This window comes from Taylorella asinigenitalis ATCC 700933 (assembly GCF_000687755.1).
Classification (GTDB): Bacteria; Pseudomonadota; Gammaproteobacteria; order Burkholderiales; family Burkholderiaceae_B; genus Taylorella; species Taylorella asinigenitalis.
Genome location: NZ_JHXN01000002.1, coordinates 57,942 through 83,252, shown reverse-complemented (window position 1 = coordinate 83,252; position 25,311 = coordinate 57,942). Strand labels below are relative to the sequence as shown.

19 protein-coding genes are annotated in these 25,311 nt (G+C 39.0%); 11 read left to right on the top strand and 8 right to left on the bottom strand.

Annotated elements, in window-relative coordinates:
• Positions 1-3: 3 nt before the first annotated feature.
• Both T432_RS0102310 and T432_RS0102305 read right to left on the bottom strand, forming a co-directional pair.
• A complete protein-coding gene (locus tag T432_RS0102310; protein ID WP_028884013.1) occupies positions 4-1,500 on the bottom strand; it encodes a peptidylprolyl isomerase in 1,497 nt (498 codons plus the stop codon).
• Positions 1,500-3,881, bottom strand: a complete 2,382-nt coding sequence (locus T432_RS0102305) for an LPS-assembly protein LptD (RefSeq protein ID WP_028884012.1) — start codon at positions 3,879-3,881, stop codon at positions 1,500-1,502. The genes T432_RS0102310 and T432_RS0102305 overlap by 1 nt, the downstream gene beginning before the upstream one ends.
• A gap of 86 nt (positions 3,882-3,967) precedes the next feature.
• On the opposite strand from T432_RS0102305, the gene T432_RS0102300 reads away from it, so the two are divergent.
• The 9 genes from T432_RS0102300 to minE all read left to right on the top strand — a co-directional run bounded on the left by T432_RS0102300 (position 3,968) and on the right by minE (position 12,575).
• On the top strand, positions 3,968-4,999 hold the full coding sequence (locus tag T432_RS0102300; RefSeq protein ID WP_028884011.1) for an aminoglycoside phosphotransferase family protein: 1,032 nt from the start codon (positions 3,968-3,970) through the stop codon (positions 4,997-4,999).
• A 7-nt stretch (positions 5,000-5,006) separates the two neighbouring features.
• Positions 5,007-5,723 carry an N-acetylmuramate alpha-1-phosphate uridylyltransferase MurU gene (murU, locus tag T432_RS0102295; RefSeq protein WP_028884010.1) on the top strand — a complete coding sequence of 239 codons (717 nt, stop codon included), beginning with the start codon at positions 5,007-5,009 and terminating at the stop codon, positions 5,721-5,723.
• Positions 5,704-6,474 (top strand): hypothetical protein, encoded by a 771-nt coding sequence (locus tag T432_RS0102290; protein WP_028884009.1) that lies wholly within the window; start codon positions 5,704-5,706, stop codon positions 6,472-6,474. Before murU ends, T432_RS0102290 begins: the two co-directional genes overlap by 20 nt.
• An 86-nt stretch (positions 6,475-6,560) precedes the next feature.
• Complete coding sequence (locus T432_RS0102285; protein WP_014111941.1) at positions 6,561-7,268, top strand: response regulator; 708 nt, start codon at positions 6,561-6,563, stop codon at positions 7,266-7,268.
• Positions 7,269-7,314: 46 nt separating this feature from the next.
• Complete coding sequence (locus T432_RS0102280) at positions 7,315-8,865, top strand: ATP-binding protein (RefSeq protein WP_028884008.1); 1,551 nt, start codon at positions 7,315-7,317, stop codon at positions 8,863-8,865.
• Positions 8,866-8,897: 32 nt separating this feature from the next.
• Positions 8,898-10,652, top strand: coding sequence for a glutamine--tRNA ligase/YqeY domain fusion protein (locus T432_RS0102275; RefSeq protein ID WP_028884007.1), 1,755 nt, complete (start codon positions 8,898-8,900; stop codon positions 10,650-10,652).
• 11 nt (positions 10,653-10,663) lie between these two features.
• Entirely contained in the window at positions 10,664-11,437 is a 774-nt protein-coding gene (minC, locus tag T432_RS0102270; protein ID WP_028884006.1) for a septum site-determining protein MinC, read from the top strand.
• A 46-nt stretch (positions 11,438-11,483) separates the two neighbouring features.
• Entirely contained in the window at positions 11,484-12,296 is an 813-nt protein-coding gene (gene minD / locus T432_RS0102265) for a septum site-determining protein MinD (RefSeq protein WP_014111945.1), read from the top strand.
• A gap of 3 nt (positions 12,297-12,299) precedes the next feature.
• Entirely contained in the window at positions 12,300-12,575 is a 276-nt protein-coding gene (gene minE / locus T432_RS0102260; protein WP_014111946.1) for a cell division topological specificity factor MinE, read from the top strand.
• Between the two features lie 64 nt (positions 12,576-12,639).
• Here minE and T432_RS0102255 read toward each other — a convergent pair whose 3' ends face one another.
• From T432_RS0102255 to ettA, 3 genes are all read right to left on the bottom strand, one after another.
• Positions 12,640-13,890, bottom strand: coding sequence for an amidohydrolase family protein (locus T432_RS0102255; RefSeq protein ID WP_028884005.1), 1,251 nt, complete (start codon positions 13,888-13,890; stop codon positions 12,640-12,642).
• A 59-nt stretch (positions 13,891-13,949) separates the two neighbouring features.
• On the bottom strand, positions 13,950-15,149 hold the full coding sequence (locus T432_RS0102250; RefSeq protein ID WP_028884004.1) for an MFS transporter: 1,200 nt from the start codon (positions 15,147-15,149) through the stop codon (positions 13,950-13,952).
• Positions 15,150-15,339: 190 nt separating this feature from the next.
• Positions 15,340-17,013 (bottom strand): energy-dependent translational throttle protein EttA, encoded by a 1,674-nt coding sequence (gene ettA / locus T432_RS0102245; RefSeq protein ID WP_028884003.1) that lies wholly within the window; start codon positions 17,011-17,013, stop codon positions 15,340-15,342.
• Positions 17,014-17,103: 90 nt separating this feature from the next.
• Here ettA and T432_RS0102240 point away from each other — a divergent pair, with 90 nt between their 5' ends.
• Entirely contained in the window at positions 17,104-17,610 is a 507-nt protein-coding gene (locus tag T432_RS0102240; RefSeq protein ID WP_028884002.1) for a hypothetical protein, read from the top strand.
• A 55-nt stretch (positions 17,611-17,665) separates the two neighbouring features.
• Here T432_RS0102240 and T432_RS08735 read toward each other — a convergent pair whose 3' ends face one another.
• Together T432_RS08735 and pdxA are read right to left on the bottom strand one after the other, a co-directional pair.
• On the bottom strand, positions 17,666-17,794 hold the full coding sequence (locus T432_RS08735; protein WP_014111951.1) for a hypothetical protein: 129 nt from the start codon (positions 17,792-17,794) through the stop codon (positions 17,666-17,668).
• A gap of 67 nt (positions 17,795-17,861) precedes the next feature.
• Positions 17,862-18,917, bottom strand: coding sequence for a 4-hydroxythreonine-4-phosphate dehydrogenase PdxA (gene pdxA / locus T432_RS0102230; RefSeq protein WP_028884001.1), 1,056 nt, complete (start codon positions 18,915-18,917; stop codon positions 17,862-17,864).
• A gap of 11 nt (positions 18,918-18,928) precedes the next feature.
• Between pdxA and uvrA the strand changes: the two genes are divergently transcribed.
• Entirely contained in the window at positions 18,929-24,487 is a 5,559-nt protein-coding gene (uvrA, locus tag T432_RS0102225; RefSeq protein ID WP_028884000.1) for an excinuclease ABC subunit UvrA, read from the top strand.
• On the opposite strand, the gene T432_RS0102220 is transcribed toward uvrA, so the two are convergent.
• Positions 24,484-25,284: a tRNA threonylcarbamoyladenosine dehydratase gene (locus T432_RS0102220; protein WP_028883999.1), complete on the bottom strand. Its 801-nt coding sequence runs from the start codon at positions 25,282-25,284 to the stop codon at positions 24,484-24,486. The two genes, uvrA and T432_RS0102220, sit on opposite strands and share 4 nt — an antisense overlap.
• Positions 25,285-25,311 lie beyond the last annotated feature (27 nt).

The window sequence follows — 25,311 nt, the reverse complement described above, 5'->3', positions numbered from 1 at the left end:
GAATTACAGGCCAGATTTGTAACCTGTAAGTCTATTTTCGATATAAGATTGGGATCTTAATTGGTTTAACCAATCTTCTAAAATACTAGCTGATTGCTGTTGGTATAGCATTTCATATGCTAGGTCTTTTCTAATTTCAGCCTTACGATCAAGATTACGTCTTTCTAAAACCTCAATCAGATGCCATCCAAATTTAGTTCTAATAGGTTCGCTAACTTGATTAAGTGGCAAATTAAATGCTGCTTGCTCAAATGCAGGATCGGCTGTACCTCTCATGATCCAGCTAATATCTCCTCCTACAGGTGCAGAGGTGTCATCAGAATATTTTTCAGCAAGTTCACTAAAATCTGCTCCTGCTTGCAATTGCTTTTGAATATCTAAAATTTTCTCATATGCTTTTTGAACGTCCACGACTGGATTGAAAGCCACAAGTATATGTCTAACATGAGATTCTTCTACTTGAACAGGACCCTCTTGCTTAGCTGCTTTCTCTTTTTCAGTCAATTGTGGTTGCGGTGGATCTGGTAATCTAACATTAACTGTTTTAACCCTCTGATCAACTAAACCACGTCGTTCAACGACTTTAAGAATATGGAAACCATTAGCGGCTTTGAAAACACCAGTAGTATGACCATCTCTTACGTTTTTCGTAGCATTTACAAATAAAGTAGGCCAGTCTTCATTCATACGAATACCAAGCTTGCCTCCATTAGCTGCTGCAGGCCCATCAGAATATTGCCTTGCTATATCATCAAATTTTTGACCACGTCTGATTTTGCTTAATGCTTCATCAGCCTTAGCCTTAGCCGCAGCAACTTCATCAGGAGATGCACCTTCTGGGACACGAATATAAATATGTTGGAGGGCTATGGCTTTTGGCACAAAATATTGTTCCACTACCTGTCTTTTTTCAAAACGTGGTTCGAATTTAACTGGTGCTTTATATCCTTTTGGTAATCCAGTAGGATTTTGAGCTAAATAAGCTTCTATATCGTGAGGGGTAATGTTGATTCGATCACGAACAACAGCCACCTTCAGATCCTCAATCTTTATTTGCTGACGAATGTTTTTAATATAGTCATCCCACACAATATTGTATTGAGATGAAGCCTGTTTCATCTGCTCAGGTGTTAAACCATTTTGAGCAGCAATGTTTTGTATAGCTTGAGCAACCCTTTGATCACTTACCTTAATACCCAAGTTGTCAGCATATGAGTTTAATAATTTCTCGTCTATTAAGGACTGTAAAACTGCTTCATCAGGCAGGCTCTGACCAGAAATTCTTAAAGAATTAAGTCTAGAGGCAAAATCTGCCATAGTAATTACTTCATCATCAACTACTGCAAGAATCTGCTCTGTAGCATTAGGGCTTAAGCCATGCTTTATTTGGCTCGATGGAACTTTGTTTGTGGGCTTATTATTAATTTGTGTATTTTGAGCTATAGCTAAAGCACTTGATATAGCCAATGAAATCGTAATTATTTTTTTTGTAAAAGACATTATTCGTACCTTTCAAACGGAGATATCTCTGGGGATGGTGTAACTATTTTTCTATACCCCGGAATACTTGATCTAAGAAGTCCAAGTGGATTAGGACCAACCGATCCTAGTCCATTTAATTCTAACTGAAAATATATAGCTGTATTAGATTTTGCTGCCGAAACTGCATAACGTTGTAACACTAATCTACTAGAGAAACAACAATTATCCTTATATTCGAGGCCTAGAATTGATTGAGTAGTTCTACTTTCCCTTATCGAATAGTCCCAACGTCCAACGGCAAAAACTTTTTTACTTAAAGGCCATTGAGCGGCAATACTTATATTTTCCTTTCCCTTAAGCTGGTAAATATCCCTTAGACGCTTCCCTTTTTCATTGTAGTAGAAAGGGTCTTTTTGATATCTATACGTAAGCGATAAGTTTGCAAGTCGCTTTGGAAACCAGTTTATGGACAAATATGTTTGCGATGATGTTAATTTCTTTTCCGAGTCTAACTGCCATCCTGCTTGAATTTTTAGAGTATCCGTAAGTGAGGTGGCAATGTTTGCGAGTATCTCCGATTTTTTTAATTTTCGAAGTCGCTGATTATTAGATATAGAAACTTTCTGCTTCGTAAAATAGAACTTTTGAGCTAATTGAACAGATAACCTCTCCTTGCCCGAACCTTCATCAAACCATCGAGATGTCAATCCAACTGTTAAGTTATTTGCATTGTTAATCCTATCCCAGCCACCTGAAAAAATATTTTCTGAATATGCAGTAGCAAAATTTAAATATGTTATAGATGTATCAAAAATTGGTATATCAGATTGGTCTTTGTAAGGAATATGAACATAGTAAAGTCTTGGTTCTAGAGTTTGATATTTTGGCTTACCAAACAGACTAGTCTTTCTCTCGAATATCATCCCCGCATCAACCGAGTAGATAGGTAAGATTCTGGAAATGCTGTCGATTTGCCTGCCTGATTGGGCATAATAGTTCACCCCTTTCCCATCATAATTTGTATGCCAATTTGTGTGATAATGAGATAAATGAAGCCCTATCGATGGCTTGATATACCAACCAGCTCGCTCTATAGGATACGTAACTTTAGTGTAAGAACTTAATCTAGATCCGTCTGGTGCCAATGGATGATGTGGCCAAACAATATTTTTTTGAAATTTAAAATTAATATAAGATAGTTTCGTGCTGATATCAAACCCACCGATATCATACCAATTCCCTTCAATCTTCAATTCTGGAAGTCGTTCGTATGTATAGTAATAAATATGTTTGTCAGAGTTTTCTGATGTTAAATCATGCAAAGACTGATATTTAGTAACCCCTAAAAAGCCCTTAATTGTAGAGTTATTAGTAAAATTTAAACTTAAATTTTTAGGTAAAAATGTTTTACTTTCTTGGTAATTTTGAAGATTACTTAGATCCCTAAAATAATCCGAATCCGAAGCAGCTCTAATATTACCGCTAAGTGAAAAATCAAACCCTAAAAAAGAACCTAGTTTATGAGTATGGGATAAACTAATAGCCCATCGACTGTCCTTTCGCTCTGAATCCCTAGGTAGATAACTAAGATTATAGACACCTGAGTAATTTGGTTTTAAATATCTAAACTCCGTCCCTAATTGAAACCCTCTTTTAGAAAAATATTGTGGATATAGTGTTAAATCCATATTTGGAGAAATATTCCAAAAGTATGGAATAGTAAAGCCCAAACCGCTTCTGGAAGTAGATGACAGGGTTGGAGTAAGAAAACCTGACCTTCTCTCTTTACGAAGTGGAAATGTCAGATATGGTGACCACAATACAGGAAAATCTTTAATATAAAGAGATCCATTTTTTGCTTCAATTTTATTTTCGTCTTTATAAACATCAATTTGCGAGGCTTTTATATACCAAAATTTGGAATCGCAATTACATAAAGAAAAAATAGTTTTACCTAATTGCAGATGATTTTCGTCTAAAAGTTCTGCCCTATCCGAAGTACCCGACCCCCCGTTGCTAAGACGATATTCGACTTCTTCGGATACTCCTGTCTTCTTGTTTACATTGTATTTTAGTGATGGGGTGGCAATGAAATTGCCGTCATTCAGTAGCCTTACATTCCCCAAAGCATGAACTTCTCCAGATTTTAAGTTATATTTTATGGAGTCTGCTTTTACTATTGAGTCTACTCTTCTGACTTGTGCATCACCTTTTAATTGCACGATATTTGAATTTTTAGAGTAAACAACCGAGTCACTTATAGTAAAGGTGGAGTTATCTTCACTTTTTAACTTTGTTTCATTAAGCATCTCAGATAGCTGAAGCCCATAAATGCCTTGTTCAACGCCAAACAATTTGCCTGATACCAATACAAAGAAAGGGAAAGCAAACTTGGACATTTGTAAAAAATACTTAAACACTGGCTACCAATAACAAAGTTAAAAAATACTAAAATAGTAAAACTTCAAATTATAAATTAGATTGTATGGCAATAACCCTAGACTCACGACTTGAAACAATAAGAGAATGGTTACATAAATTTCAAACTAAATATCATCTTGACCTATCATCAATGCGACCAGCCTCAAGCGACGCAAGTTTTAGAAGATACTTTAGGGTTGATGGTTTAAATAATTCCTATATAGTTATGGATACACCTCCAGAAAAAGAAAATTGTGAACCATTTGTAGACATTGCTACAAGATTAAAAAAAGTTAATGTAAACGTTCCAGATATTCTAGAAAGGGACAGTGACCTAGGTTTTATGTTACTTAGTGATTTGGGTGAGAGTAACTTCTTTCATATTTTAAAAACTGGGATTTCCGATAAAGAAGTACAAAACATGTATTTGAAAGCTTTGAAAGAGCTTATAAAAATGCAAAAGGCGGATACGGAAGCATTGCCACAATATAGTAAGGAAAAAATGATTGAGGAACTTAATCTATTTCCTGAATGGTATGTTCAAAAACACTCAAAATTTGAATTGAATGAGAGCCAAAAAGAAACTCTAAAAAATATATTTGAACTTGTTTGTGAGCGAACTTCTCAAGAGCCGAAGGTATTTGTACACCGCGATTTCCACTCACCAAATATTATGTACACAAGCGAACAAAACGCTCCAGGTATTATTGATTTTCAAGATGCTGTGGTTGGCCCTATTAGCTATGATTTGGTCTCTCTTGTTATGGATGCAAGAACGACATGGGATGAACCTCAGCAAATCGATTGGGCTATTAGGTATTGGGAATTTGCTAAAGACGCAGGACTGCCTGTACCAGAGGATTTTGCAATCTTTCATGAAAACTACGAATGGATGGGATTGCAGCGAAATCTAAGGATTCTAGGCGTGTTTGCAAGACTATCTATTCGTGATGGGAAGCATCATTACTTGGACCATATCCCTAGAGTTAAAAAATATGTGCATCAAGTTGCTGCAAGGTATTCTCAGCTAAGACCAATCTCTAATTTATTAAACGAAATCGATAAGATTCAAACTGGTTTCGGGTATACGTTTTAGGAATCCTATGAAAGCAATGATTCTATGTGCTGGAAGAGGCAAAAGAATGCGACCTCTTACAGATTACACACCTAAACCATTGTTGAAGGTAGGTGCAAGAAGCTTGGTCGAATGGCATCTACAAAGACTCTCGCAAAGTGGGTTCGTGGATATCGTTATAAATTATGCTTGGCTTGGTGAGCAATTTCCATTGGCATTAGGCGACGGTAGTAAATGGGGTTTAAAAATTCACTACTCGCCTGAACCCGAAGGCGGGCTGGAGACAGCCGGGGGCATTGCCAACGCAATGGATTTACTTGGAGATGAACCAATCCTAGTTATCAATGGGGATATTTGGTGCGATTGGGACCCCAAGCTTGCCCAGAAATATAAATCAGAGTTAGAGAATAGAAATAAAGATGCTTTTCTTTTATTAGTCGATAACCCTGAGCATAATTTAAAAGGTGATTTTGCTATAGACAATGATGTTAAAATTTCCAACGTAAATGCTAGTGGGACATTAATGTTAACCTTTGCTGGAATTGGTGTTTATAATCCATCAATTTTTAAAAATATCACTAAAGGTGATTTTGTTAAATTAGCCCCGCTTTTAAGAGAATATATGGTTCAAGATAGAGTAATTGGGACTCATTTTAAAGGTCGATGGTTTGATATCGGCACCCCTGAAAGACTTGAACAAATTGAAGAAATTATCGGTAATTTGAATGAGAAAACCATCGAATAAACAAGTTCTGTTCACACCAACTTATGGTGTGCGTAAATCGCGTAGATCAAAATCTTTTCTTCCATTTTTTGTTGGTCTTTTGGTTGGTGTTGGTGGCTATTGGTTTGTACAGACTAATTATTTACCTAATGAATCAGCTGAAATTGATACAAAAGAACTCACCAAACAGATTGAGGTCCTTAGGTATGAAAAAGAGGCTTTAGTCAGCCAGGTTCATCAAGCTCAAGCCGATGCCCTAGTTCTAAAAGCAAAAATTGAAGAGGCCGAAAATAAAAGATTACAAGCTGAGGAATCAAGCAAAAATTTAAATCCCATTATTCCTGTGGCTGAAGAAGGTAATAATGACTCTATAGAAGCACTATTGAAGACTCTTCCAGAAGATACTAGTTCATCACCTATTGGTATTAGATTGGCTGAATTCAGTGGTTTTAAAGGAAGGTTAAACTTTAAGTTGATTCTATCCGAGAAAGATAAATCAATAACAGAAAGACCTATAAGAATTGAAATTCTTACTAGGGGCAAATATATGAACGGTAACAATGGTTTCGAGAACATAAAGTCAATCGAAGCTGTATCGGGTCAGTATACAAATATTCAAAATTCAGCTGAACTAACTAAACGCACTCTTACTCCACATAAAGTAGAGCTTAAGTTATACGATAAGTCTACGAACAAATTAATAACTAAAAGAGAATATGAAGTTGTGCAACAAAGCCCCGAAGCAAATTCTAATTCAGAAAATAATAACTAGATTTCAATTACGAATTATTTCTTATCTTGTTAATGTTCATTAATTTTGTTTATAGTTTATAGATAAGATGAAATACAGGGGGTCTTATGAATAAGCCACTTACTAAAGTGATGATTGTCGATGACGATCCAGATTTAAGACAATTACTAGCTCAATATCTCAACCGTCATGGTTATGACACTCTTTTAGTTCCAGACGGAAATGACTTAGCTGATCGTATTATAAGGTTTGCCCCTGATTTAATTGTTTTAGACCGTATGCTACCTAGCGGTGATGGTGTTGATTTTTGTAGAAATCTTCGTGATCAACATGAGGATATCCCTATTATTCTTCTTACGGCTAGGGATGAAACTGCTGATCGAGTTTTAGGTCTTGAATCCGGGGCAGATGATTATATCGGTAAACCTTTTGACCCTCGTGAACTACTTGCTCGAATTGAGACAGTTCTTCGTCGTAAAAAAGGTGCTTCTACATTAATTAAAGAAACTCCAATACATTTTGGACCGTTTACTTTTGATCCTATTAAGCGTCAGCTACTAAAAGGCGATGAAGTTGTTAAACTTACAGGTGGAGAAATTAATCTTCTTGAGGCTTTTGTTCAAAACCCAAGTAAACCACTCTCTCGTGAAAAGCTTCTAGCTTTATCTAGAAACGACGATGAGGGCGAAAGAAATGATAGAGCTATCGATATTGCGATTTTAAGACTTCGCCGAGCTCTTGAAGATGATCCTAAGGATCCTAGATGGATTCAAACTGTTTGGGGCGTTGGTTATAGATTTTCTCCTAAGGCCTAGTTTTTTAATTAAGTGAATTTGGGCTGAGTTTTCAGCCCTTTTTTAAATGAAGCTAAAACTATTCTCTTTAAGTATTCGTGCACAAATTATATTTATGACCTTTGCCACAATTATATTGGTGCAGACGGCCATATTTTATGCAGTAAATTACTTAAAGGGTGGTTTTATTGAGCAAATAGTCACTACTCAAGTATCGAACTCAATTAATGTTATAAGAACTTCTGTATTGCTTCTACCACCTAGCAGAAGAGCTGAATTTGTAAGACACGCATCTAATGGAAAATGGTCTCTTTGGACTAGAGAACTTCCGCAAGAGACACAGATACTTTGTAATAGCAAACTTGAGTGCAGAATAATACCAAACCCAACTGATCAATTTGGTACTAATAGGTCTCCACGTCCTAATATGCTTGAGCAAGTTTTTCCAAATCTAGGAGAGTTTAATTTTTTCTTTGATGATTCACATCAAAATAGAGATCACTATCTCTCACACTCAAGGGATTCTTCAGATTCGAATACTCTAACACCCTTAGATAAAATCCCTCTTAATTTTAGACAAGATTTAGTTAAACTAATTAAGGCTATCAACGCATCACTTGATGACGGCACCCGAGTTGGTCTTTCTCAAAGCGGAAATGTTCCAATTTTATATATTTCTCTTCAACCACAAATAAATCCCTTTAACAATACGCTTATTAAAGAATGGTTGGTTATTCCGATTGAGGATATTGAACCACCAAACATAAGCCTTGTTTATATGTTATGGATTGGATTAACCAGCATTCTGCTATTAGGCTCTGGGTGGTATGCATGGAGAATTACAGCACCTCTTACTAAGCTTACTCATGCAGCTGATCGTTTAGGAAAAGGGGAATCAACAAAAGTTGTACCTACAGGTCCATTAGAAATTAAGCTTTTAGGTCTACATTTCAACAAAATGGTTCAAGCTCTTGATCAAGCTAAGACAGTTCAGCACACTATGCTAGCTGGGCTTCCGCATGATTTAAAAGGTCCACTAGCTCGTATGAGATTGCGTATCGAAATGCTTGAAAATGAACCTTTACGAAAAGGGATGCTAAATGATGTTCAAGAAATGCAAAGCATTATCGAGCAATTTATAACTTATGTACGAGGAGCCGATCCGAGTCGATATAGTTTTATTGATTTAAACATTAATCAGTGGATTGATGAACGCGTAAATGCTTGGCATGAGACTTCTCATGATATTGTTTTAGGAGAGATGCCAAAAGAACCTTTAATGGTTAAAGGTGATACTCTTGCTCTTGCTAGATTAATAGATAACCTTATATCTAATTCTCTTAAACACGGCGCACCACCTGTAGAAATATCTCTCAAACGAGAAGGAAAAAAAGCAGTTATTCATGTTCTAGACCACGGTCAGGGCATACCTGAAGATAGAAGGGAGGAAGCTGTACAAGCTTTCTCAAGACTTGATTCTGCACGCACAAAGACTGGTAGTGTTGGTCTTGGATTAGCACTAGTAAATGCTATCGTTAATGCACATAAAGGTGAACTAGAACTTGCTGAAGCTCCTCAAGGCGGTTTGCTAGTAAAAATTTATCTACCCCTTATATAATATGTAGTTAACTTTTTAATTAAGCATTTAGTATGTCTATTCAAGAAGAGGCTTTGGCCCCTAACTTTCTTAAAAATCTCATCGAATCAAATCTAAAAGACAATTTATACAAAGATAAAAGATGGGCTGGAAAGCCTGGTCCTGCCTCTGTTCAGGCTGACGCACCTTTTGACAAAGCTAAAATTAGAACTCGATTCCCACCAGAGCCTAACGGTTATCTACATTTAGGTCATGCTAAAAGTATTATTATCAACTTTGGTCTAGCCGAAGAATATGATGGTGAATGCCATTTACGTTTTGATGATACCAACCCAGAAAAAGAAGATACTGAGTATGTTGAAGCCATTAAAGATGCCGTTCAATGGCTAGGATACGATTGGATAGAAGACGGTCGTAGTAATCTTTATTATGCTAGCGACTACTTTGAATATTTCTATGAGTTTGCAGTTGCACTAATCAAAAATGGAGATGCTTATATCGATGAGCAAACTCCTGATGAAATGAGGCGAACTCGAGGAACTTTAACTGAGCCAGGCCTTGATTCTCCTTGGAGAAACCGCCCTATTGAAGAGTCTCTCGATTTATTTGAACGCATGAAAAATGGAGAATTTGAAGATGGGACCTATGCTTTACGTGCGAAAGTTGATATGGCCTCTCCAAATATTAATATGCGTGATCCTGTTATATATCGCATAAAACATGCACATCATCATAGGACTGGGGATAAATGGTGTATATATCCCATGTATACATTTGCTCATCCTATCGAGGATGCACTTGAATGTATTACTCATAGTTTCTGCACCCTGGAATTTGAGGATCAAAGGCCTTTTTACGAATGGCTGCTTGAAAAGCTAGCTTCCTTAGGAAAATTCCTTCACCCTCTTCCTAAACAAACTGAATTCTCACGCCTTAACGTACAACACGTAGTAACAAGTAAACGTAAACTACTTAATCTGGTTGAAAGTGGTATTGTGGATGGATGGGATGACCCAAGAATGCCTACTATTGCGGGTTTACGAAGACGGGGTTACACGCCCAATAGCATCCACCTTTTTATAAAAAGATTAGGTGTTTCAAAATCAGATTCATTTATAGACTATAAGCTTTTAGAGCAAGCACTAAGGGATGATCTCGATCCTATTGCTCCAAGAGCTGTAGCCGTATTAGACCCAATTAAATTGGTGATTACAAATGTGGAGGATGATTTTCAAGAGCATTGCCACGCACCAACTAATCCGCACAATCCTGAAGCAGGTAAACGAGAATTTATGCTTACAAAAGAGCTATGGATAGAGCGTGACGACTTTATGGAAGAGCCGCCGAAAAAGTATTTTAGGCTTTTTGTGGGAAACAAAGTACGCTTGAAATATGGCTATATAGTTGAATGTACAGGATTTAAGAAGGATGCGGACGGGCGTGTGTGTGAAGTTTTTGTAGAATTAATTCCAAACACAAAAAGTGGAACTCCAGGTTCAGATTCTGTAAAAGTCAAGGGCAATATCACATGGGTTAGTACGAAATATGCAATTCCAGCTCAGGTAAACCTATACGACAGGCTATTTACCGAGGCCTCGCCAGATAGTGGTACAAGGGACTATATGGATTACATTAATCCGAACTCACTTAAAGTCGTTAATGGATGGTTGGAACCGGGGGTTGAAATATTGCCAGGAAATAGGTGGCAGTTTGAGCGATTAGGATACTTTGTAGCTGACTCGAGTTCAACCCCTGAAAAAGGTATAATTAATCGCAGTGTAACTCTGAAGGATTCATGGGTTGGCTGATAGGGTGATATATGGCTGTTGATACTCGCATATTAGAATTTAAAAACGTAAATTTACTTACTCTACGCTTAATTTTAAGAAGCACCGATTTTTTAAGTATTGAGCAGAATTTAAATGATTTTTTATCTGGGCCTAATGGTCAGCTTCTTCATGGCGAAAACTTAGTTGTAGACGCCTTTGCTCTATTTCAACCAATCTCATGGTCTAAGCTTGTTAATCTTCTAGCTAGATATAAAATCAGTGTCATAGGTATTTATTCTAATAAAGCACTGATTAGTAGTATTGAAGAAGCTGGTTTTAAATTTATTGAACTACCAAATATTAAGGAATCAGGAGCTTCTAAAGCTAAGGCTGCAGAAATTCAAAAGCAACCACAAGCTTCTACTTCTGCTCAATCCACAACAGAAAAAAAACCTCAGACAGAAGTCTCAAAAGCCCCGACAGCACCAGTTCAAAACCTTGTTATTGAGAGACAACTCCGTTCAGGAGAAAGAATTTATGCTGAAGGTGGTGACCTTATAATCATGGGTGATGTAAGTGCTGGTGCAGAAATTATCGCTGACGGAAATATTCACGTATATGGTCATCTTAACGGACGTGCTGTTGCAGGCGCAAAAGGCGATATAAACGCAAAAATATTTACAACTAGACTTAATCCAAGTCTTGTTGCAATTGCAGGATTCTACAGGCTATTTGATGGTGATTTTAAGTCTGATGCACTAGATAAACCTGCTGTAGTGAGCTTACTAGGCGAAACTCTTCAGTTCACGCCCCTTCGCATGTAAATTAGGTTAAGATTAAGTAATCAAAAATTAATAAGAGGATACTTTAATGACACGTGTAATCGTTGTAACTTCTGGTAAAGGTGGTGTTGGTAAAACAACAACCAGTGCTAGCTTCTCCACTGGTCTAGCTTTGCGTGGACATAAAACTGCTGTAATTGACTTCGATGTCGGTCTACGCAATCTAGATTTAATTATGGGCTGTGAAAGACGTGTTGTATACGATTTCATTAATGTCATTCAAGGTGATGCAACTTTATCTCAAGCCTTGATTAAAGATAAGAAAGTTGAAAACCTTTATGTGCTTGCAGCTTCTCAAACGCGAGATAAAGATGCATTGACTAAAGAAGGTGTAGAAAAAGTCATTAATGAATTAAAAGAACAAGGATTTGAATATATTGTTTGCGATTCACCTGCAGGTATCGAAACAGGTGCAAATCTAGCGATGTATTTTGCTGATGATGCCTTAGTTGTAAGTAATCCAGAAATTTCATCTCTTCGCGACTCAGATCGTATGATTGGGATTCTGCAATCAAAATCTTTGAGAGCGGAAAATGGTCTTGAGCCAATTAACACATATCTTGTAGTTACTCGATACAATCCTGAACGAGTTACTCAAGGAGATATGTTCTCTTTAAATGATATTAAGGAATTTTTAAATATTCCTATCAAAGGTGTTATACCTGAATCTAAAGATATTCTTGATGCATCAAATACTGGTGTCCCTGTTATTCTTTCCGAAAATAGTGATAGTGGTCAGGCCTACTCTGACCTTGTAGATCGTTACTTGGGTAAAGAATTACCTTTCCGATTTACCGACTATCAAAAACCTGGCTTCTTTAAGAAATTATTCGGAGGGTAGGACATGGCATTATTTGATTATTTTTTCGGTCAAAAGAAAAGAAGTACTGATGTAGGTAAAGAGCGTCTGAAATTAATTCTAGTTCGCGACAGAGCCGCTACTGCTGAAGAGGGTTCTAAGGTTGATTTCCTTCCTCAACTTCAAAAAGAGCTAATAGAAGTAATCTCTAAATATATTAAAGTTAACCCTGAGGATATCAAAGTGAATTTAGACAGTCAGGATTCTCTTGATGTATTAGAAGTTAAGATTGAGATGAATCCAGATTCACTTAAAAAATAATATATTTGGTGTATAAAAAAGTGCAACCTGCGAATTGGGTTGCACTTTTAATATGTGAAAAAATTTAGTTTAATTTAAATTCAACTTCAAACTCTTGAGGTTTTTTCTTAAATAAAAATTCACCGTTTCTTACTGACATCATCACATCAACACGACAACGTATCGCATCAAATACTGTAGTCTCATTTAGCACGATAAAGTTAGCCGCTTTACCCTCCTCTAATCCATAAGACTCATCAAGATACATACATTTAGCACCGTTATAAGTGATTAAGTCAAATGCATTCTCGAGTTGTTCAGGACTTGCGTAATGAGTTAAATGGACTCCATTATCTAGTAGATTCATCATATTACCATTACCGATCGGATACCATGGGTCATTGATCGAGTCCTGAGCAAATGCGACATTAATACCCATTTCCATAAATTCCTTAACTCGAGTTAATCCACGACGTTTAGGATAGGAGTCTTGACGTCCTTGCAAATAAGCATTCTCTGTAGGTGGAGAAATAAAGTTCATTTTACTTTTCTTAAATAAATCAAACATGCGATATGCATATGCATTATCCGCAGAGCCAAATGAACAGGTATGACTTGCCGTAGTCTTAGCTCCATAATCTTCCAAATAAACTAAAGCATTTAGAAGTTCTACAAAGCGAGACATTGGGTCATCATTTTCGTCGCAGTGAACGTCGATTAATCGATCGTATTTAAGGCCTAACTCAACGATATCATGCACAGATTTTTCACCAAATTCTCGAGCAGGTTCATAGTGAGGAATACCACCTACTACATCTGCACCCATTTTAAGGGCTTCTTCAACAAGGTCACGTCCACCTTTGTATGTGTACATACCGTTTTGAGGGAAAGCTACCACTTGAATATCAACGATATCTTTCAACTCTTCTTTAAGCTCCATAATAGCCTTAAACCCAACAAACTTAGGGTCTGTGACGTCAGTTTGAGCACGAATAAATTGAACCCCCTGAGATACTTCGTCTTCAATGCCACGACGTGCAAGTGCTTTAACGCTCTCTGTGGTCATGGTAGCTTTGTATTTAGGCCAATTCTCAATAGCCTCATACAAAGTACCCGACTTAGCCCCCACACTTGCCATCTCACCTAATGTATAAACGTAGTCTAAGTGTAGATGAGGATCTACATATGGTGGCAATACCAACTTGCCCTCAAGATCAATCACTTCGTCTGCCTCAGGCAAATTGCTCCCAATAGCTTTAAACTTTCCGTCCTCAATAAGTATTTCTGATGCATTAGGTTGTTTATAAATTGTTGCGTTAATAAACTTCTTACTCATATTAATCTCCTCGGTTAATAAAATTATGTAAGTGAAGATAGGTTAGAGGTAAACCTAGCCTACTTCTCGCCTAAGGTACCTTTAGAAAGGTAAGAGATGATTGTTGCAGGAATTAATAATCCTACAGCCAACAAAACTACCGCCATAATCCCAGCTTTAGTCAATATGTAACCTCCAACTGAAGTAGCTAGTAGGATTGAGAAATTAAACATACTACTTTGGACACTGGTGGCAATTGCTTTCGCACTTGAACTGTGTTTTGCTACAGCCGTTTGAAGCATAGTAACTAGTGGACCGAAAGATATACCCCACAAAAAGAAGGCTAAATAGCTAATAACAGTGCTCGTAGGGAATAATTTAATAGCCCCTAATCCAACAGCTCCTAACAAAAACATCAAAGCAGTGAAATTCCTCAGAGCTCTGTCGGTATATCTCATAGCCAACATTACAGAGATGAACGAGCCTACCCCAAAGAGCAATAAAGCCATTTCAATACCACCTGGGAAGCTCATAAAATCAACTATTTGAGTGATATAGGTATATGCAGCATAGTGTGCCATAACCCCAAGTAAAGTTAAAAGTAAAATAATTAGGACATGCTTATTTTTTAATAATGCAATAGGGTTGTTGGCTTTAGTAACCTTTTCCCCAGGAACTGAAGGTAAGAAGAAAAAGGCCAAAACCATTATAGCTACTATGATTGAACCTAAGGCATAAAATTCAACACGCCAACCCCAGGTATTACCTATCCAAGTCATAAATGGCATACCTAGACTAACACCCAAAGTATTGCCCGCCATAATGATCGCTATGGCCATGCCATGCTGATTTTCGTTAACAATCCGCATACCGTAAGCAGTAATCATAGCCCACAAAATTCCTGCAGCTGCACCCCCAATTAGACGCATGGCTAAGCTTAAATAATAAGAATTTGAAAATCCGACTGCAATATTTGATAATGCAAAACCAAATAAAAGCCATAACAAAAGAGACTTACGATTGAATCTCATAGTTGCTGTCACAAGAGGAATGGCCACAATCGCACTAGCAAGAGCATACACTCCCACCATTTGTCCAGCACTGTAGATTGAAATTCCTAGCCCATTGCTTATATGATTTAAAACGCCAGACGGCACCATCTCAGACAATATGGCAATAAATGTGACGCTAGACATTAAAATCAAAACAAAGATAGTTGAAGCTTTAAGTTTAGAATCGGTTGAAGGGATAGCTGCTGATGGAGCATTATTCTGGTTCATGTAATACTCTCCTATGCGGTAGACAATTAGATTTAGAAAAGCTAGATGTAACAAAACGTTAGATTTTGAGTCAAAACTTAACTCTATCTAATTCAATGGTAGCCTACAAAATCAAATAGGTCAAATCGGAAAGCTCTTAATAATTTTCAACCTATTCACAATCACCAGAATATGCCTTTAAAACTCGTAATTATTTCAAAGCCTTGTATCGTATTCTCTTAGGTTGCACACCAGCTTCACCTAGTCGACGTTTTTTATCCGCCTCATATTCTTGATAATTTCCATCAAAAAATACAACTTGCGAATCGCCCTCAAACGCAAGTATATGGGTGGCAATGCGGTCGAGAAACCACCTATCATGACTGATAACCATAATGCAACCCGCAAACTCTAGCAAAGCATCCTCCAGTGCACGAAGAGTCTCAACATCGAGGTCATTTGATGGTTCGTCGAGTAAGAGAACATTGCCTCCTTTTATGAGGGTTTTAGCCATATGCAGGCGTCCACGCTCACCTCCCGACAAAGTTCCCACTTGCTTATTTTGATCGGATCCTTTGAAATTAAAGCGACCTAGATAAGCACGAGATGGCATCTCAAATTTACCCACTGTTAGCAAATCAGCTCCGTCAGAGACATACTCAAAAACAGATTTCGAATCAGCAAGACCATCACGTGATTGATCTACAAAACTCATGTTCACGGTTTTACCAATTTTTATCTCTCCTGAATCAGGCTGCTCAACGCCAGCAATCATGCGGAAAAGCGTTGATTTACCTGCACCATTGGGTCCGATTATCCCAACAATTGCACCAGGAGGCACTTTGAAGCTTAAGTTATCAATAAGTAAACGATCACCGTATGCTTTTGAAACATTATTAAATTCTATAACTTCATTTCCCAGACGTTCTGCAACAGGAATAAAGATTTCCTGTGTCTCATTTCGCTTTTGGTAATCATATGATGAGAGTTCTTCAAATCGTGCAATCCGAGCTTTTGACTTAGCTTGGCGACCCTTAGGATTCTGACGTACCCACTCTAACTCTTTTTGAATAGTACGTTGACGTGCAGACTCTTGTGCTTCCTCTTGTTTTAAGCGATTTTCTTTCTGTTCTAGCCATGAACTATAGTTCCCTTTCCATGGAATACCATGTCCACGATCGAGCTCAAGTATCCACTCAGCGGCATTATCCAAGAAATAGCGATCATGCGTTACGGCAACAACTGTGCCAGGAAATTTTTGCAGATATTGCTCCAGCCAATCCACACTCTCCGCATCTAAGTGGTTGGTTGGCTCGTCCAATAAAAGCATATCGGGCTTAGACAAAAGCAAAGCACATAAAGCCACGCGCCGCTTCTCGCCCCCAGACAAATTCCCAATCTTCGCATCCCATGGCGGCAGACGTAATGCATCAGCCGCTATCTCCATCTGATGCTCGATATCATCGGCTCCTGAGCTTGCGGCCGCAGATATTATGGCCTCCAGCTCAGCCTGTTCTGCCGCCAGTTTATCGAAATCAGCATCAGGAGCCGCATATTCCTGGTACACCTCCTCCAATCGTTTTCTAGACGCAAAGACCGCACCCAAGCCCTGCTCCACAGCCTCTCTCACCGTATGCTCTGGGTTAAGCTGCGGCTCTTGAGGAAGATAACCAATATTAAGATCCACCATAGGTATTGCTTCACCCTCGATCTCTTTATCAACACCTGCCATAATTTTCAGAAGCGTCGATTTACCAGAGCCATTCAGCCCAAGCACTCCTATCTTCGCACCTGGAAAGAAAGATAGCGAAATATCACGCAAAATTTGCTTTTTCGGAGGGACAATTTTCCCTACTCTATTCATTGTGAATACGTACTGAACCATGCTAAACCCCTGTAATAAAATACCGTTATTTTAAGCTATAACATATAATGAAAATCTACGATAAAGGTAATTAATTTCTACGAGGCAGCCATGAAAAAATTCTCTTCTAATGATTTGCGTTTGCTCGAAAAAGCATGCGATGCCCTAAGCGGCGAGCTTGGAAAAGTTGTGCTTGCTGAGATTGATGAAACCGAAGAAGGGTACGAATGGGTTGCTTTTGCAATTCCGCTTGAAACTACGGATAATCCTGATGAATACGACGCTGTTATGCAGATTGGCGGTCCCGATGCACGCCTAATTGGAAGCTCCTCGTTCAACAAGGAGTTTACTGAGTCTCCGTACGCAGCAGCTTTTATCTCAGGAATTCAGATTGGCGAACCCCCTTTACGTTACACGCGTATTGATGCTTCGGGAGATGAAGTAGATTGGTCTAACGATTTAGATGGCTTATTGCCCTATGATTTTATTGTGGCAATGACTCCGCCTTCAGACGAGGAAGATGATATAGAAGAATGGGTAGATATCTCTAAAATTAAGGATGCCGTCGAGAACCCCACAAATTTAATTTCGCACCTTAATGTGAATAAAAAAATGTGATTAAAAAAATGGCTCTCAAATAAGAGAGCCACTTTCACGAAAACCTAAAACAAAATTAAGCTTTCTTAACTTTTTCAAGCATTTTAAAAGTACCTTTTGGAGATCCCACAAAAAGTCTTTTAAGAGCCTTACCTAGGCACCGACGCTCTAGAGTGTTACGGCGATTGCGTTTAATTTCTGCCATGATTCCAAAAACCCTTATTTAAATTTTCTGATAAAACGATTATTTTAAGATAAATTTAGCTTTTTAATCAAGCGTTTGCGTGATTAGACATCATAAGTGCAAGGTCAAATGCAACACGAAGAGAGTTCTCATCAGCCACACCCTGACCCGCAATATCATACGCAGTTCCATGATCTACGCTTGTACGCACAAAAGGCAGACCAGCCGTTACATTCACACCTTTATCAAGCCCCAAATATTTCACAGGAATCAAAGCTTGGTCATGATACATCGCTACAACAATATCAAACTCCCCTTTACGTGCTCGCATAAATATAGTGTCAGCAGGGTACGGACCATTTACATCAATACCCTCGCCCCGACACTCCTCTATCGCAGGTGAAATTATTCGAATTTCTTCCGTCCCAAATTGCCCCTCTTCCCCTGCATGAGGATTAAGCCCCGCCACAGCTATGCGTGGTGTGGCAATGCCCATCTGAGGCCCAACCACAGCCGCATTCTTAATCGCACATCGGACCGCCTCACGAGTAATCAGCTTAGGCACATCAGCCAATGCCACATGTGCCGTCACTAGTATCGTGCGTAGCTCATCATTCAAAAGCATCATACTCACATGCTTTCCATCAATGTCACCATCGCAATCGCTCGCATTCGAAGAACCGCATACAGCCCGCCTCACAGCATATTCATCCAAAACATCGGTATGACCAGGATAGTGAATACCTGCAAGTTTCCATGCATGCTTATTGATAGGAGTAGTCACAACGGCCCCAATCTTATTTTGAATCGCATATTCGATGGCTTTACGGAACGATTGATAACTAACATGGCCGGCGTATGCGGAGGCATTGCCAAAGGAAAAATCTCCTTGCATCTCTATGTCACATTGCACAACACAAATCTCAGGGTGGCAATGCTCCTGCACTTCATCAAGCTCCTTTATTTCCACGAATTTCACATCATATCCAAGTCGGGCAGCGGACATTTCAAGACATTTCATATCCCCGAACACGACGGCTTTATGCGGGAGCGCCTGTCTAAAAAGCTTTATAATTATCTCTGGTCCGATACCTGCAGGATCGCCCATCGTAATGCCTAACGGCGGTATACGTTCACTACTCATTTTCCTACTCTATGACTTCAAAAATATCAATTTTCGGTGCCAAACAAAATCATTTAAAAAATCTCGACGTACAGATAAATACAGGAGAAATCACCGTTATTACGGGTGTATCTGGATCGGGGAAAAGCTCCCTCGCCTTTGATACATTATACGCAGAAGGACAGAGGAAGTATGTAGAGACATTTTCACCGTATGCGAGGCAGTTTTTAGATCGCATGGATAAGCCACAGGTGGAGCGGATTGAGGGGATATTGCCAGCGATTGCAATAAATCAGACAAATCCAGTGCGAAATTCGCGAAGCTCTGTTGGGACTATGACAGAGCTAAATGACTTAATCAAGCTTTTATATCACCATGCTGGGAGATTGCATTGCCGCTGCTGTGGGCGAGCAGTAGAGCGATTTAACGCAGAATCTATTCTTAAAGAGCTTACAAATAATGTTCGAAATGAAGACTCGAAATTAGTGGTTACTTTCGCCGTAAAAATTCCCAAAAATTTTACTCAAGAAGAAATAGAGCAATTTCTATCCCAACAGGGCTATGGTCGCATTCAACGAGAGCAAGAACCTAAAAGCGATGATAAGGAGAAGACCCTTTTTGTTATTCAGGATCGTTTCAAACTCTCGCGAGTCGCTAAATCGCGTGTTTATGAGGCGATTGAGACGGCATCACGTTTTGGAAACGGAAAGATTTTTATATTCGAGATGTTTTCGAGTGAAGATGGTACAGACTACGAATTAATACATCCCTTTAGCGATCAGTTGCGTTGCGACCATTGCAATATCACTTACTCTGAAGTGACACCTTCTCACTTTTCGTTTAATTCTCCTGCAGGTGCATGCGAAACTTGTCGCGGCTTTGGTCGCACGATGGGCATTGACTATAACCTTGTAATTCCTGATTCCAATAAAACTCTTGCAAAAGGTGCTGTTAAGCCATTCCAAACCGCAACTGGAAAAGAGTGTCAGCGCGACCTTATGAAATATGCGTCTAAGGCTAAAGTTCGCACTGATGTGCCATGGAGAGATTTAAGCTCTGCAGAACGAGCATGGGTTATAAATGGCGACCCCGACTTTGCTTTCACGGCAAAAGACTGGAAATACAAATGGTATGGTATTGCCGCATTTTTTAAGTATCTTGAATCGCGCTCTTACAAAATGCATGTTCGCGTATTGCTTTCAAAATATAGAGCTTACACAAAATGTCACGCCTGCATGGGCTCACGCCTTAAACCTGATTCAACTTTATGGCGTATTGGCCAACAGAAATCCTCCGCCCTAAAACATTATGATCGATTTATGCCCATTGAAGCTAAGTGGACGCAAAAGCAATTGAATGATATGCCAGGACTTTGTATTCATGACCTTATGCGTATATCGATTGAGGATTTGGAGAAATTTTTTGAAGCCGAGACTTTTGACGCACCTGAACTTAAGATAGTTGTCGATGAGATTAAGGTTCGCGTGCGGTATTTAAATCGAGTGGGACTTTCATATCTTTCACTAGATCGGCAGAGTCGCACATTGTCAGGTGGCGAAGTGCAACGCATAAACCTTACAACAGCTCTTGGGACATCCCTTACGAATACGCTTTTTGTGCTCGATGAGCCCTCCATTGGCCTCCATCCACACGATACAAATCAAATTATAGATGTAATGCAAGGCCTTAAAAAAAGTGGCAATACTCTCGTAGTCGTCGAACATGACCCTCAAATCATGTTCTCTGCTGATCGCGTGTTGGATATGGGCCCCGGTCCAGGCGAACGTGGTGGCGAAATTGTATTTGATGGCTCTCCTGAGGAACTTCGTTTATCAGATTCTCTAACAGGAAAATATTTAGGTAATCTGCTGCGTGTAGAATCTCCAAAACCGATGAAGGTTCTGAAAAACACTCCACGACTGGTCCTTAGCGGTGCTAGAACAAATAATTTAAATAATTTAGATGTGGAATTCCCACTAAATCGACTTGTTTGCGTGACAGGTGTTTCGGGTTCGGGGAAATCCACATTGATTCAAAATGTTCTCTATCCTGCAATTATGGAGTATTTCAATAAACCCACTTCTGAATCTGGAGAATATGATTCATTACTAGGTACAGAGATGATTTCCGATGTAGTGATGGTCGATCAGTCACCCATTGCCAAAACAACGCGATCTAATCCAGCCAGTCATGTTGGTGCTTACGATGTTATACGCAAAATTTTTGCTGATACTGAAATCGCTAAAGTGCGAGGCTATACAACAGGCACATTTAGTTTTAATAGTGGTGATGGTAGATGCCCAACTTGCCAAGGGACGGGTTATGAATATGTTGAGATGCAGTTTTTGTCAGATGTCTATTTAAAATGCCCCGACTGCAACGGTTCGCGTTTTAAACCTGAGATTCTTGAAAATTACGTTGAACATTTAGGTCGGCGAGCAAATATCGCTGATGTGCTTGAAATGACTGTGCATGAGGCTCTTGAGTTCTTTAAGGGCATGAGAGAGATAAGCTCACGCCTTCAGCCATTAATTGATGTAGGGCTTGATTATTTGGCCCTTGGTCAGCCTGTACCAACGCTATCTGGAGGTGAATCTCAACGATTAAAACTTGCTGGACATCTAGTAAAAGCTTCTCGTAGCAAGACCAGTTCTAAAGGCACATTGTTTTTATTCGATGAGCCTACAACTGGGCTGCATTTTCATGATATCTCTAAATTAATGTCTGCGTTTCGCAAGCTACTTGAAGCGGGTCACTCGATTATATTGATTGAACATAATCTCGATGTAATCCGTGCCTCAGATTGGATAATAGATCTTGGGCCTGGTGGCGGACTCAATGGTGGTCAAATTGTTGCAACTGGTTCGCCTGAAGATATACAAAAAAACAAATCCTCTTTAACTGGCAATGCTCTCGTACAATACGAAAAGTCTCTTGCTCAAAAATCTCCAAAAGCTTTATTCGATAAATCAAAAAACCTTAAATATAAATTTGAATCTGCACCAAAAGAAATTTCGATTCAAAACGCATATGAACATAATTTGAAAAATGTGTCGGTAAAAATTCCGCACAATAAATTTACTGTTATCACTGGGGTTTCAGGTTCAGGAAAATCAACTCTTGCTTTCGATATTCTATTTAATGAGGGTCAACGCAGGTATCTAGAGTCTTTAAACGCGTATGCACGCTCGTTCGTGCAACCTGCAAGCAAGCCCGATGTTGATGCTATTTACGGTATCCCTCCTACTGTAGCCATCGAACAAAGAACAAGCCGAGGTGGCAGAAAATCCACTGTCGGAACAATGACCGAAATCCATCACTTCTTGAGACTTTTATATCAAAAATTAGGAACGCAGTATTGTCCTACCTGCGATGTTCCTGTAGAAGCCTTTAGTAAAGAGCAAATCGAAGATATGGTTTGGAGAGAATTTAAAAACAAAAACGTCAGCTTTCTTGCAACTTTAGTTTCTAAACGTAAGGGCTACTACACTGACCTTGCAAAATGGGCTAAAAAAGCCGGCTTTGAAACGCTGAGAGTTGATGGAGTTGTTACACCTGTTAGTCCATGGCCAAGACTTGATCGTTATATTGACCACAGGATTGAGCTTCCAGTATTTAGTGGAAAATTAAGTAGCAAGTCAGTTATGAATGATGCTTTAGAACTTGCCTATGAACATGGTAAGGGTGCGTTTAGTGTTTTAAATTCCAAAGGGGAGCAAAAGTATTTTTCAACCAAACGTGCTTGTCCTGTGTGTAGTAGTGCGTTTCCAGAACCAGATCCACGCATGTTCTCCTATAACTCCTCACAAGGTTGGTGTCCTGATTGTATGGGCACTGGTTTGATAAATGATCAAGAAGTTGATGAAATAGAGAATAATGAATCTTTAGAGATAGATATAGCCGAAAATGCGGATAATGGATATCTTGGATTATGTCGAACATGTAATGGGACAAGACTCAACAGCATTGCCAGAGCATTTAGATGGAAAGAGAAATCTATAACTGAAATAAGCCAATTATCAGTAGACAAGGCCAGCGACTTTTTTGCTGCAATAGAACTTGATAAACGAGAGCAGACGATTGGCCGCGATATCCTTCGAGAGATTAATTCTCGACTTAATTTTATGCAGTCCGTGGGATTAGATTATTTGTCACTGGATCGTTCGGCACCAACACTATCGGGTGGAGAGGCCCAACGCATAAGGCTAGCAGCTCAGCTAGGGTCTAATCTACAAGGAGTATGTTATGTTCTAGATGAACCAACGATTGGACTGCACCCACGCGATAATCGCATTCTTTTGCAATCACTTAAAAAACTTGAAAACAATGGCAATACTCTCGTAGTCGTCGAACATGACGATGACACCATACGATCAGCGGAACATATTATCGATGTGGGACCTGGTGCGGGCGTTCGTGGAGGTCAGATTATCGCTCAAGGGACATATGATGATATTGTAAAAAACAAAAATTCTGTGACGGGCAAATATTTGGCTGAGCCCTTAAAGCATTCATTTAAGAGCCGCATTAAATCTGAATCTGCAACAGATATGATAACTATGCATTCGGCAAATTTGCATAATATACAAGATATTGATGTACAGGTACCTGTGGGTTGTCTAACAGTAGTGACGGGGGTTTCTGGTTCGGGAAAATCTACACTTGCACGTGATATTCTTTTATCGAATGTAAAGGAGGCCATTGCCAACCAAAAGAATCCAAAAAATATCGAATGGGAAAATGTGCATCATATCGATGGATGGGAAAAAATTACACGCGTTCTTGAGGTGGATCAGACCCCAATTGGAAAAACGCCGCGGTCATGTCCTGCAACGTACGTTGGTTTTTGGGACGATATACGTAAACTTTTTGCACAAACGACTGAAGCGAAAATGCGAGGTTGGACGGCATCGCGATTTTCATTTAATACGGGCAAAGGGCGTTGCCTGATATGTGAAGGGCAAGGCATGCGTACGGTTGAGATGAATTTTTTACCTGACGTTAAGGTGCAGTGCGAAGCTTGTAATGGTATGCGTTTTAATTCAGATACGTTGCAAGTAAAAGTACGAGACAAGAGCATTGGCGATATTCTAAAAATGGATATTGATGAGGCTGTTCCTTTTTTCGAAAATCATCCTAAGGTATTGCGTCCTTTAAAACTGCTTCAAGATGTAGGGCTAGGTTACTTAACTTTGGGGCAACCCTCGCCTACATTGTCAGGGGGAGAAGCTCAACGCATTAAGTTAGTGTCTGAGCTTGTAAAAGCTCGCATGGATGAAGGGGTTACTAAGACTGGGCGTGCATCTGTACGAGCTCACACTCTTTATATTTTGGACGAACCAACAGTTGGCCTATCAATGGCTGATGTTGAAAAATTAATAGATGTACTACATAGGCTTGTGGATAGTTCTAATACTGTAGTTGTGATTGAACATAATTTGGATGTAATGGCTGAGGCGGATTGGATTATTGATATGGGCCCTGAGGGCGGGGATCGCGGCGGTAAGCTTGTATATAGTGGGACACCTTCAAAAATGCTACGCACTAAAGGGCATACAGCAAGAGTTTTAAATGAACTCAAAAGAGCTTAGATTATGATATTGTGCTTGGTGATTATATGATTTAGTGCTAACTGTGCTAATGCAAATCCCATCGTACCTGTAACCGTAACCAATGAACCATAACCAGCACATGATAATCCTTGAGGAGTGTTTGGTCCGTCAGATGGGTTGCCCCACAAGCTAGGCATCATCGCCTTTTGCTTAAACCATACTGTTGTTATGCCCATGGGTTGGGATCTATAAAACTCACTACTTGATGGATACCCATGTTCTTTTCTTAAAAGATCTCTAACTCGTTTAAGTAGATTATCATTTTGAACTTGTGCAAGGTCACTTGTATGAAGCGAAAAAATATCCGTTTTTCCGCCAGCTCCGCCAGCCATAATTAAATGTAAGTCTTGATCCGCACAAGTCAAAGCAATAGCCACTTTTGCTCGTGCATCATCTATACAGTCAATAAAAATATCTGGATTATAGGTAGTTGTTATATCTTTAACATTCTCTGATGTTACAAAATCATCAACAAGAACTACTTCGCAATCTTGTTGAATCAATGTTATACGATCTTTAAGGGCTGATATCTTAGACATACCTAATGTGGTATCTAAAGCATGTACTTGCCTATTAATATTTGATTCGGCTACATGGTCCATATCTACCATAACTATACGCCCAATTCCCGACCGAGCTAGCGCTTCTACGCACCAGGAACCTACTCCCCCTACCCCAGCAATTAAAACACTAGTATTTTTAAAGGCTTCTAATCCTTTATGACCATATATTCTTTCAATGCTTGTTAGTCTTCTGGGAGTTGGTTTATTTAACATATATAACCTTGAATAACTGATATAGAA